Source organism: Sutterella sp. (genome assembly GCF_052272535.1).
Taxonomy (GTDB): domain Bacteria; phylum Pseudomonadota; class Gammaproteobacteria; order Burkholderiales; family Burkholderiaceae_F; genus Sutterella.
Genome location: NZ_DAVZJY010000048.1, coordinates 1 through 12,741, shown reverse-complemented (window position 1 = coordinate 12,741; position 12,741 = coordinate 1). Strand labels below are relative to the sequence as shown.

General features: G+C 66.6%; 3 protein-coding genes and 1 pseudogene. 3 read left to right on the top strand and 1 reads right to left on the bottom strand.

The genetic code is table 11. The features are described 5' to 3' along the window. Positions 1–506 precede the first annotated feature (506 nt). Both ACT6Y9_RS04115 and ACT6Y9_RS04110 read left to right on the top strand, forming a co-directional pair. Positions 507–5,102 carry a glutamate synthase-related protein gene (locus tag ACT6Y9_RS04115; protein WP_443743597.1) on the top strand — a complete coding sequence of 1,532 codons (4,596 nt, stop codon included), beginning with the start codon at positions 507–509 and terminating at the stop codon, positions 5,100–5,102. A 1-nt stretch (position 5,103) separates the two neighbouring features. Beyond that, positions 5,104–6,587, top strand: a pseudogene (locus ACT6Y9_RS04110) (glutamate synthase subunit beta). A 100-nt stretch (positions 6,588–6,687) separates the two neighbouring features. Here the strand turns inward: ACT6Y9_RS04110 and ACT6Y9_RS04105 are convergent. Further along, the gene (locus ACT6Y9_RS04105; RefSeq protein WP_443743596.1) at positions 6,688–8,202 is read right to left on the bottom strand and encodes a Fic family protein; all 1,515 of its coding nucleotides are present in this window, start codon (positions 8,200–8,202) and stop codon (positions 6,688–6,690) included. 492 nt (positions 8,203–8,694) lie between these two features. Here ACT6Y9_RS04105 and purL point away from each other — a divergent pair, with 492 nt between their 5' ends. Further along, a complete protein-coding gene (gene purL, locus ACT6Y9_RS04100) occupies positions 8,695–12,651 on the top strand; it encodes a phosphoribosylformylglycinamidine synthase (protein ID WP_443743595.1) in 3,957 nt (1,318 codons plus the stop codon). Positions 12,652–12,741 lie beyond the last annotated feature (90 nt).

Sequence of the window (12,741 nt, the reverse complement as noted above, 5' to 3'; positions counted from 1 at the left end):
AATCCGCGGGGCGCGCGCTTTTTCACACGTATGCTCCCGCGCACCGCGGGCTCTAGGGCGTTCTGCTTAAGGGTGCAAACTCCCGATTTGCGGACTTCTGACTTCGATCAAGAGGGGCCCGCCGTTCTACCCGCGGCAACCCCAATTGACGAGCCGGCGCATCAAGCATGCTTAAGTCATGCCCCCGTTTGAGGCACGCGCAGACCACGACGGACCCGCGCCGTCCTCCCAGCGTGATCCTTCGGCGGAGGGCCGCCCCGTGCTCCCGGCCCCAACCCCGCAGGCGAGCATCAAGAAAAACCGTCCGCCAGCCCGGCCGAAATCATTCCGGCCCCGGCCGCTCCCCCCTCGGAAGGGGACGGCAAGGAAGGCCCTCCGGGAGGAGCGGACACGCATGTGGGCGCATCAGGCGACCCCGCGTCCGCCGCACACGCCGGCTCCTCCCCTGAGAAGAGCCGGCTCGCTTCGGCCGCGCGCTTCGCGTCTGCGCTCCAGGTGAGAAGAACATGACGAATTCCGGCGGCTTGTACCGCAGCGAATATGAGCACGACGCCTGCGGCGTCGGCTTCATCGCGCACATCAAGGGCGTGAAGAGCCACAGCATCGTGAGCCAGGCGCTCGAGGTGCTCAAGAACCTGCGCCACCGCGGCGCAGTGGGCGCGGACCCCCTTCAGGGCGACGGTGCGGGCATCCTGATTCAGATCCCCGACCAGCTCTACCGCGACGACATGATGAGCCACGGCGTGAAGCTTCCGCCCGCCGGCGAATACGGCGTCGGGATGGTGTTTCTCCCGCGCGAGGAGGCCTCGCGCCATGCGTGCCAGGAGGAGATCGAACGCGCCGTCCTCGCCGAGGGCCAGGTGATCCTCGGCTGGCGCGACGTCCCGACCGACCGCGACATGCCGATGTCGCCCGTCGTGCGCGAGAAGGAGCCGGTGATACGGCAGATCTTCATCGGCCACAGCCCGGACGTGCTCGTCACGGACGCCCTGGAGAGGAAGCTCTACATCATCCGCAAGCGCAGCTCCATCGCCATCGCAAACCTCAGGCTCAAGCACTGCAAGGAGTTCTACATCTGCTCGTGTTCGGCGAGGACCGTCGTCTACAAGGGGCAGCTCCTCGCCTCGCAGGTGGGCGTCTACTACCGTGACCTTCAGGACGCGCGCTGCACGTCCGCGGTCGCGATGATCCACCAGCGCTTCTCCACGAACACCTTCCCGCAGTGGCAGCTCGCGCACCCCTTCCGCATGATCGCCCACAACGGCGAAATCAACACGCTGCGCGGCAACTTCAACTGGATCCTCGCGCGCGAAAAGCACATCTCCTCGCCCGTTCTCGGCAAGGACCTCGACAAGGTCTGGCCCCTCATCTTCCAGGGGCAGTCCGACTCGGCGAGCTTCGACAACGCCTTTGAGTTCCTCACGATGGGCGGCTACCCGCTCGCGCAGGCCGCGATGATGCTCATCCCCGAGGCGTGGGAGAAGAACACGACGATGGATCCGAAGCTGCGTGCGCTCTACGAGTACAACGCAGCGATGATGGAGCCCTGGGACGGCCCGGCCGCGGTCGCCTTCACGAACGGCCGCCAGGTGGGCGCCATTCTCGACCGCAACGGCCTGCGTCCGGCGCGCTACCTCGAGACGAAGGACGACCTCGTCGTGATGGCTTCGGAATCGGGCGCCGTGAAGATCGACGAATCCCGCATCCGCCGCCGCTGGAGGCTCGAGCCCGGCCGCATTCTCTTGATCGACATGGAGCAGGGCCGCATCATCGAGAACGAGGAGCTCAAGACCGCGCTCGCCACCCAGCACCCCTATCAGGAGTGGATCGACAAGATCCGCATCCGCATCGACGACATCCGCGAGACGCCCGAGGCGGTGAAGCACAGCCTCACGCCCAACGAGCTCATGCGCGTCTTCGGCTACAGCCGCGAAGACCTGCAGCGCATTCTGAAGGCCATGGCCTTCCAGGGCCAGGACCCGGTGATGTCGATGGGCAACGACGCCCCCTTGGCCTGCCTCTCCGAGCGTCCGCAGATGCTCTACGACTACTTCCGGCAGCTCTTCGCGCAGGTGACGAACCCCCCGATCGACCCGATCCGCGAGGAGATGGTGACCTCGCTCATCAGCTTCATCGGCCCGCGCCCGGATCTCCTCGACATCATGGCGATCAACCCGCCCGTGCGTCTTGAGGTCGAGCAGCCCGTCCTCACGAGCGCGCAGATGGAGCGCATCCGCTCGATCAGCCGTTTCACGGACGACAAGTTCCACTCGAAGGAGATCGACATCACCTATCCGCTCTCCTGGGGGCGCGACGGCGTCGAGGCGCGCCTGGCGAGCATCCGCGCCGCGGCGATCGACGCGGTGAAGGGCGGCATCAACATCCTCATCCTCACGGACCGCCGCGTCGCCCGCGACCGCGTCGCGATCCCGGCGCTTCTCGCCACCTCGACCGTGCACCAGTGCTTGGTCGAGCACGGGCTGCGCACGAGCACGGGCCTCGTCGTGGAGACGGGCTCCGCGCGCTCGGTCCACGACTTCGCAACCCTCGGCGGCTTCGGTGCCGAGGCCGTGCACCCCTACCTCGCGCTCAAGCTCGTCGCCGAGCTCGGCAAAACCGAGGAGGAGCGCGTGAAGTACCTCGAGAACTACGTCCACGCGATCGACAAGGGTCTCTACAAGATCATGGCGCGCATGGGCATCTCGACCTACATGTCCTACATCGGCGCGCAGATCTTCGAGGCGATCGGCCTCAAGCAGACGTTCGTCGACAAGTACTTCACCAACACGCCGAGCCCGATCGAGGGCCTCGGGCTCTTCGAGGTCATGGGCGAGGCGGTGGCGATCCACCGCCGTGCCTTCGAGGACCTGAAGGCGAAGAAGCCGACGCTCCCCGCCGGGGGCGTCTACATGTACCGCGAGGGCGGGGAGGGCCACCTCTGGACGCCCGAGGCGGTCGTGCACCTGCAGCGCGCCGTGCGCGAGAAGAGCTGGGACGAGTACGCGAAGTACGCCCGCCTGATCAACGACCAGAGCCGGCGTCTGATGACGATCCGCGGGCTCTTTGAATTCCGCCAGGGCGAACCCGTGCCCCTCGACGAAGTCGAGAGCGAGGAGTCGATCATCCGGCGCTTCGCTACCGCGGCGATGTCGATGGGCGCCATTTCGACGGAGGCCCACGTCACGATGGCGGTCGCCATGAACCGCATGGGCGCGATGAGCAATTCCGGCGAAGGCGGCGAGGATCCGCGGCGCAACGGCGTTGTCGCGAAGGCGACGACCCTGAAGGCCGTGATGGGCGAGGACGTCGAGGTGGACTACCCGCTGCGCGCGGGCGACAGCCTGCGCTCGAAGACCCGCCAGGTCGCATCGGGCCGCTTCGGCGTCACGACGGACTACCTAGCCAACGCCGACCTCATCCAGATCAAGATGGCGCAGGGCGCGAAGCCGGGCGAAGGCGGCCAGCTCCCGGGCCACAAGGTCTCGAAGTACATCGGCATGCTGCGCCACTCGCTCCCGGGCATCGGCCTCGTGTCGCCCCCGCCCCACCACGACATCTACTCGATCGAGGACCTCGCGCAGCTGATCCTTGACCTCAAGTACGCGAACGTCCGCGCGGGCGTGGGCGTGAAGCTCGTCGCCCAGGTCGGCATCGGCACGGTCGCGGCGGGCGTCGCGAAGTGCAAGGCCGACCACATCGTGGTCTCGGGCCACGACGGTGGTACGGGCGCCGCGCCCGCAAACTCCGTCAAGCATGCGGGTTCGGCCTGGGAGATCGGCTTGGCCGACGTCGAGCAGACGCTCGTGATGAACGACCTCCGCGGGCGCGTGCGGCTCCAGGTGGACGGGCAGATCAAGACCGGCCGCGACGTCGTGGTGGGCGCCATTCTCGGCGCCGATGAATTCGGCTTCGGCACCTCGCCCTTGGTCGCCATGGGCTGCCTCATGATGAGGAAGTGCCAGAAGAACACGTGCCCGGCGGGCATCGCCACGCAGGATCCGGCGCTGCGCCGGCAGTTCGTCGGCCGCCCCGAGCACGTTGAGAACTACTTTCACTTCGTCGCGCGTGAAGTGCGCGAGATCATGGCGGAATTGGGCGTGAGGAAGTTCGAGAACCTGATCGGCCACACCGAACTCCTGATGAAGTCCGAGAAGGCGCAGGGCGAAAAGGCGAAGAGCCTCTCGCTCGAGCGCATCCTCCACCGGGTGGAGAGCCCCGACCAGACGCCGCTCTTCTCGTGTGAACCGCAGGAGCACGATCTCGAGAAGGCCTTCGACATGAAGTACCTCCCGGATCTGCGCGAAGCGCTCGCCTCGGGCAAGTCCCTCCTCATCGAGACCACGGTCGGCAACACCGACCGCTCGGTGGGTGCGCTCCTCTCGGGCGTCGCCGCGCAGGAGAAGACGCGCGCCCTCGATGCGGGCTTCATCACGTTCGAACTCTCGGGCATCGCCGGGCAGAGCTTCGGCGCGTTCCTCGGCGAAGGCTTTGCGCTTCGCCTCACGGGGGGCGCAAACGACTACGTGGGCAAGGGGCTCTCCGGGGGCTCCATCGCCGTGAAGAAGAGCCCGCTCTTCGACGGGGCGCCGAATGAAAACGTGATCGCGGGCAACGCCTGCCTCTACGGCGCCACCTCGGGCGAAGTGTTCCTCTCGGGCGTCGCGGGTGAACGCTTTGCGGTGAGGAATTCCGGCGCTTCGGCGGTCGTTGAAGGCTGCGGCGACCACGGCTGCGAATACATGACGGGCGGCACGGTGGTGGTGCTCGGGCGCACCGGGCGCAACTTCGCCGCGGGCATGTCGGGCGGCATCGCCTACGTCTGGGATCCGGAGGGCACGCTCGCGAGCCGCATGAGCAAGGGCAAGTTCACGCTCTCGCGGGTTACGTCCGCCGCGGAGCAGGGCGAACTCGAGCCGCGACACATGGGCCGCGCCGACGAGGAGATCCTCAAGGACCTCCTCACGCGCCACGAAGCCCTGACGGGCAGCCCCGCCGCCGCCGCAGTCCTCACCGACTGGACGGCCTCGCTCAACAAATTCACCAAGGTCTTCCCGGCCGAATACCGCAGCGCACTGGAGAACCTCGCCGAGGAGGAGAACTGAAATGGGTCTGGACAGAGGATTTCTCGAATTCGACCGCATCGAGCCGAAGCACGAACCGGTCGTCATCCGCCTGAAGCACTTCAACGAGTTCATTGAGACGCTGAGCGACGACGAGGCGTACCGTCAGGCCGCGCGCTGCATGGACTGCGGCATTCCGTTCTGCCAGCACGCGTGCCCGCTGCACAACGTGATGCCCGACTTTCAGCAGTACGTGACGGACGGCGACTACGAGCGCGCCTGGAACGTGCTCGCCGACACGAACAACTTCCCCGAGATCACGGGCCGCATCTGCCCGGCGCTCTGCGAGGAAGGCTGCACCCTGGGGCTCCACCGCAAGGCGGTCGGCATCAAGTCCGTGGAGCGCAAGGTCGCCGAACACGCCTTCGAGCACGGCCTCGTGCATCCGGTGCTCGCAGCGGAGAAGACCGGCTGCCGGGTGGCGGTCGTGGGGTCGGGCCCGGCGGGCCTCGCCTGCGCGCAGCAGCTCGCGCGCGCGGGCCACACGGTTACGGTCTACGAAAAGATGGACAAGGCGGGCGGACTGCTCCGCTACGGCATCCCCGACTTCAAGCTCTCCAAGGAGGTGCTTGACCGCCGTCTGGATCAGCTCGTGCGCGAGGGCGTGCGCTTCGTCCTCTCGACCCGCGTCGCGGGCGAGGGCGGCTCCGAGCTCGAAAAGGGCGTTCACGACTGGTCGGGCGAGACCGTTCCCGTGAAGAAGCTCCTCGCGGAGAACGACGCCCTGGTGCTCGCCGTCGGCGCCGAAGTGCCCCGCGACCTGCCGCTCCCGGGGCGCGAGCTCCCCGGAATCCACTTCGCGCTCGACTTTCTCATCGCCAGAACCGCGCCAATGCGGGCGGTGGCACCAACCCGATCAACGTGCGCGGGAAGAACGTCGTGGTGATCGGCGGCGGCGAGACGGCAAGCGACTGCATCGGCACGGCGAACCGCCTCGGCGCCAAGTCGGTGACGCAGCTCGATTACCACCACGAACTCCCCGAAGTCGCCGACCTGATGCGCGAGTGGCCCGACTGGCGCCGCATCAAGCGCACCTCCACCTCGCAGGAGGAGGGCTGCGTGCGGCTCTTCTCGACGAGCACCACCGCCTTCAAGGGGAAGACGAAGCTCGAGGCCGTGGAGACCGTCGAGGTGAAGTGGGGCCCGGGGAGACGGATCACGCCCGTCAAGGGAACCGGGAAGACGATTCCCGCGGACGTCGTGCTGATCGCCATGGGCTACGCCCACCCGACCCACACGCTCGTCCATACGCTCGGCCTCACGACCGACCGGCGCGGGAGCCTCGAGACCCCCGTCGAGGGGCTGCAGGCCTGGCGCACCGCCTGCGAGGGCGTCTTCGCCGCGGGCGACGGCCGCAGCGGTCAGTCGCTCGTCGTGAACGCCGTCGCCGAGGGCCGGCAGTGCGCCGAGGCGGTGAACCGGTGGCTCGAGGAGAAGCGCGGCGAGGCCGCGCCTCTCTGGCGCTGAATCCGCGGGGCTTGCGTCTCTCCTCCAAGGTGACGCAAGCTCTCCGGACACGGCTCAAACGGCCGTCTGCAGGAAGTCCTGCGGGCGGCCGTTTGATTTGTCAGGGCGCCGCCGCGGCCTCTCCGGCTTCTTCCGCCGCCTCTTCAAGCACCTCCCGGGTGACGGATTCGACAAAGTCGAGCGCGGCGCCTTCGACTTTGTCGGCGAAGCGCCTGCGGATCGACTTCGAAAGCCTTCCATTGCGCTCAAGCGCAGCATTCACCAACGTGAAGAGATGGTTCTGGCGGAGGTCGAAGTGCGCTTCGACCCGCCGGCAGACCTCGTCGAAGAGTCTGAGGTACTCGATCTCTTCGCGAAGGTGGACGGTGAGCGCGCGCTCGGCCATCCGGAAGGTGAACTCCACCTGTCTGGTCGCGTCCCAGTAGCGGTAGAGGTTCGACGTCCCTTTGAAATGGAAGTCGTACGGAGGCTCGCCGCCGCAGTAGGTGACGTCCCAGAGCCGGCGGGCCTGAGCCGAAAAAGCGGTGAGCGCGGCGAGGTACTCTTCTTCTGAGGCCTTCATGGCGATAGAAATCGGAAGCAGCAGTCCGTGCGCCAATCGACCGGACCGGGCAAGCTGCCGGTGAATCAAAAAACGGCTCAGGCGCCCGTTGCCGTCCATGAAGGGGCGAAGATAGACAAATCCGAAGGCTGCAACTGCGGCGCCGACCAAGGGATCCAGGTCGTCCTCCCAACTGTTCACCATCGCAAGATAGTCGTGCATCAGGCTGCCCAGATCGTCCGGAGAGGGCGGGACATAGGTGACGGAAAGCGCATTTCTTCCGCTCTGTTTGCTCAGCCAGTTCTGCTCCGTTCTCCAGGAGTAGGCGTGATTGAATATCGACGAAACTACCTGATTTTGTAATTCGCAAAGATAGTTTTCGGACAGAATTTGTTCGTCATCGGCGTGTTGAAGAAGTTGAACAAATCGTCTTGAACGGTCTTCTGAAAGAGGTTCGCGCTCTAGTTCGTATGTTCCTCGTGTCTCATTCAAATAAGCCCAGTCAAGAGCGCGGTCCGCGGCAATGGCGCCGATGGAGGCGAACCAGAGGTTCGTCCGCTTGAGGAGATCGGTTGCCAAGTATTGGTTGATAAGTTCGGTTTTTTCAACAGTAGGACAGTATGCAAGACTTCCGATGCCGTTGACGTTGATCCGCCACTTTTCGTTCCGCATAGAGCGGCCCGTGATGTAACGCTCCGGATCAAAAAGCGGAATGAAAGTCTTCGGCGGCCGCTTCAGACGAAGACTTCCGTGGGTGAAGTATTCCCAAAGAAACGCCGCCTTCCTGAGTGCCGTGGACATTGGAGCGGCATCGATTCTTTGTTGAAGGTCGTCTGACTCTACGTGCGGCAGCGCCCCCGAAAGAACGGCGAGGTTGACGCCTTCGTTCTTGAGCGCAAAAAGAATGTGATCGAGGAGCGACGAGCCTTCGGGTGCTGCTCTGACCGGGACGAGGAGCCTGTCGCCGCGCAGAACCCTGCGGTTGACGGCGTGAGAGGACTCCACCTGGAATCGAGGAGGCGGGACGGGAAGGCCCAGCAGCTCGACAAGGCGTGCATAACCGCAGAGAGGCATGAGGACTCGCAAAAAAGTGAAAAAGAGAGGAGGTGGCTCGCATTTTATGGATGCGGACTCGCAAAAAGTGGAAAAAACGGGAATCGACTCGCAAAAAGTGGAAAGTTGTTGCGGCTACCCGCATGTGGAGCGTTGTCCTGAGGTCCCGGCACCAGGAGCTGGAGCTGCGCCGCCCGGATTCCGAACAACGGACTGCCGGGCGGATACAATCGCGCCCGAGGACGACCTCGCCGGCACGGGATGCGCGCCGGAATGCTTCTCCGGGACGGCCTGGACTTCACGCACAAAAGGAGATGCGCCATGTCCTGGCTCCTGCTCGCCGCCGCGGCGCTGATGATCGTCGCGGGCATCGTTCTCATGAAGGCCGCCTCCTCGCGCGGGGCGCCGCCCGCCGCCCCCTTATAATCAGGGGCTAACCTTTTTTTTTCGGCGCCCGGCCGATTCCGGTTGAGGCGCCTCGAAGTTTTCCCACCCCTCGAGGAATCAGCAGCTATGGCTTCACTCGCCGGCATCGTTTTTGATCTTGAAGGCCCCCGTGCGCTCTCCGACTTCCGTGAAGAGCGTCTTCTGCGCGCACTGCGAGGCGTAGAGCCCTCCGTTGAAGCGGTTTCGAGCCGCTTCATTCATTTCGTGCATGCCTCGGCGGCTCTCGGCGAAGAGGCCTCGAAGCGCCTCGAAGCGCTCCTCAACTACGGCCCGGCCCCGGACAAGGCGGTCGAGCCCTCGCTCCTCGCGCTCGTGGTGCCCCGCCTCGGCACCATCTCGCCCTGGGCCTCCAAGGCGACGGACATCGTGCGCAACTGCGGCATCGCGGAAGTGCTCCGCGTTGAGCGCGGCACGCTCTTCACGATCGGGCTCACCGCCGGGACGGAGCTCACGGACGAGAAGCGCGCGGCGCTCCTCGCGTTGCTGCACGACCGCATGACCGAATCGGTCGTGCCGGTGGACTATCCGCGCGAAAACCTCTTCACCGACCTCGCGGGCAAGCCCATGGCGACCGTGCCGCTGATGAAGGAGGGCGTCAAGGCCCTTGAGGACGCGAACCTCTCGATGGGCCTCGCGCTCTCCGAGGACGAAGTGGCCTACCTCGCCGACGCCTTCGGGAAGCTCCAGCGCGACCCGACCGACGTCGAGCTCATGATGTTCGCGCAGGCCAACTCCGAGCACTGCCGCCACAAGATCTTCAACGCCAAGTGGACGATCGACGGCAAGGACCGCGAAGAGACGCTCTTCGGCATGATCCGCGACACCCACAAGGCGCAGCCCCTCGGCACGATCACGGCCTACGCCGACAACGCGGCGATCTTCGAGGGGCGCGACGTCGTGCGCCTCTATCCCCGTCCGGGCGAAACGGACGTCTTCGGTTCGACCTTCGAGCGCCGCACCGAGCGCGTGCACACCGTCTTCAAGGTTGAGACGCACAACCACCCGACCGCGATTTCTCCCTTCCCGGGCGCCTCGACCGGCTCGGGCGGTGAAATCCGCGACGAAGGGGCGACGGGCCGCGGCGCCCGCCCGAAGGCCGGCCTCACGGGCTTCACGACTTCGGCGCTTCACTTGACCGACGCCCCGCAGACCTGGGAGAACGACGGCGACTGCGCGACGGGCGAAGCCTCGGCGAAGGCCTACGGCGCTCCGGGCCGCATCGCCACGCCGCTCTCGATCATGACCGAGGGCCCGCTCGGCGGCGCCGCCTTCAACAACGAATTCGGCCGTCCGAACCTGCTCGGCTACTTCCGCACGTTTGAAGCCAACGTCGGCGGCGTGCGCTACGGCTACCACAAGCCCATCATGCTTGCGGGCGGCATCGGCAGCATCCGCGACGACCAGACGAAGAAGCTCGTTCCCCCGGCGGGCAGCCTGCTGATCGTCCTCGGCGGCCCGGGCATGCGCATCGGCCTCGGCGGCGGCGCTGCGAGCTCGATGAACACGGGCGCCAACTCCGAAGCGCTCGACTTCGACAGCGTGCAGCGCGGCAACCCCGAAATGGAGCGCCGTGCGCAGGAAGTGATCGACCGCTGCTGGGCGATGGGCGAGGCGAACCCGATCCTCGCGATCCACGATGTGGGCGCCGGCGGCCTCTCGAACGCCATGCCCGAACTCGCCGACCTCTCGGGCAAGGGCGCGCGCTTCGACCTCTCGAAGGTTCCCGTCGAGGAGACGGGCATGTCGCCGCTCGAAGTCTGGTGCAACGAGTCGCAGGAGCGCTACGTGATCGCGCTCGACCCGGCCGGTCTCGATCGCTTCGACGCCTTCTGCCGCCGCGAGCGCTGCCCGTACGCCGTGCTCGGCCGCATCACCGAGAAGGCCGACCTCGTGGTCGAACGCCCGGGTGAAACCGACGCCGTGAACATGCCCATGGAGGTCCTCCTCGGCAAGGCGCCCCGCATGCACCGCAACGTCAAGCACGCCGAAAAGCTCCTCACGCCCTTCGCCGAAGAAGGCATCGAGCTCGAGAAGGCCGCCTACGACGTGATCCGCCACCCGGCCGTCGCGAGCAAGTCCTTCCTCATCACCATCGGCGACCGCTCGGTGGGCGGCCTCGTCGCCCGCGACCAGATGATCGGCCCCTGGCAGGTCCCGGTCGCCGACTGCGCCGTGACGACGCTCGGCTTTGAGACGATGCGCGGCGAAGCGATGGCGGTCGGCGAACGCACGCCGGTCGCGGTGATCAACTCCGCCGCCGCGAGCCGCATGGCGATCGGCGAGGCGCTCACGAACCTCGCCGCCGCGGACATCGAACTGCCGCGCGTGAAGCTCTCGGCCAACTGGATGGCCGCCTGCGGCGCCGAAGGCGAGGACGCGAAGCTCTTCGACGCGGTCGAAGCTGCGAGCCGCTTCTGCATCGGGCTCGGCATCTCGATCCCGGTCGGCAAGGACTCGCTCTCGATGCGCACGAGCTGGACGGAGGCGGGCGAAAAGAAGACTGTGATGAGCCCGGTTTCGCTCATCGTCTCCGCGGCCGCTCCGGTGACGAACGTCGCCCTCACGCTCACCCCCGAACTCAAGCGCACGAAGCACCTGGGCGACTCCGTCCTCGTCCTCGTGGACCTCGGGCGCGGCAGGAACCGCATGGGCGGCTCCATCCTCGCGCAGACCGCCCAGCGCTTCGGCGACGAGGCTCCGGACTGCGAGGATCCCGCGCTTCTCGGCCGCTTCATCGAGGCGCTGCGCAAGCTCGAGCTCGCCGGCTGCGCCTGGGCCTACCACGACCGCTCCGACGGCGGCCTCTTCGCCGCCGCGGCCGAGATGAACTTCGCCTCCCGCATCGGCGTGCGCCTCGCGCTCGATTCGCTCCTCGAGGCGAAGGGCGCCACGGTCCTCAACACGCTCTTCAACGAGGAGTTGGGCGCCCTCATCCAGGTCCCGGCGGACCGCGTGGACGAAGTAGCCGCGCAGATGCGCGCCTTCGGGCTCTCCGACTGCTGCCACTTCGTGGGCGAACTGATCGAGGCCGACGAGCTGCAGGTCACGGTGAAGGGCGAGGTGCTCGCGGCCTTCCCGCGCGCCGAACTCCAGAGCGCCTGGGCGGAGGTCTCGCACCAGATCGCCCGCGGCCGCGACAATCCCGAATGCGCCGACCAGGAGTTCGCCGCCATCATGGACGAATCCGACCGCGGCGTCTTCGCGAAGACGACCTTCAACGTGGATGAGGACGTCGCCGCGCCGATGATCAATACGGGCGTTCGCCCGAAGATCGCGATCCTGCGCGAAGAGGGCGTCAACTCGCAGACCGAAATGGCCGCGGCCTTCACGCGCGCGGGCTTTGAGGCCTGGGACGTGCACATGACGGACCTTCTCTCGGGTCGCATCGACCTCTCGGGCTTCAAGGGGCTCGCCGCCTGCGGCGGCTTCTCCTACGGCGACGTGCTGGGCGCCGGCGGCGGCTGGGCGAAGACGATCCTCAACAACGACAAGTTGGTCGAGGAGTTCTCCGCCTTCTTCAGCCGTCCGGACACCTTCGGCCTCGGCGTGTGCAACGGCTGCCAGATGATGAGCCGCCTGCGCGGCCTCATCCCGGGCGCGGCGCACTGGCCCGAGTTCCTGCGCAACCGCTCCGAGCAGTTCGAGGCGCGCCTGGCGGCCGTCGAGGTGCTTGAGAGCCCGTCCATCCTCTTCGCAGGGATGGCCGGCTCGGTGCTCCCGATCGTGGTCTCCCACGGCGAAGGCCGCGTGGAGTTCCTCAAGCCCGAGGACGCGCTCCTCGCTCACGCCGCCGCGCGCTTCGTCAACGGCCGCGGTGAACCCGCCGCGACCTACCCGGCCAACCCGAACGGTTCGGAAGGCGGCCTCACCTCGTTCACGACCGACGACGGCCGCTTTACGATCATGATGCCGCACCCCGAGCGCAGCCACCGCGCCTGCGAACTCTCGTGGCATCCGGCTGAATGGACGGACGCCTCGGGCTGGATGCGCCTCTTCCAGAACGCCCGCAAGTGGGTGGGCTGATCGAGTGATCTCGCCCCGCTTCACTCGCCGGCCCTAAACGGGACGGAGGGTGAAGCGGGGTGAAGAACCCCGTCGGGCCGCACGCGCCTC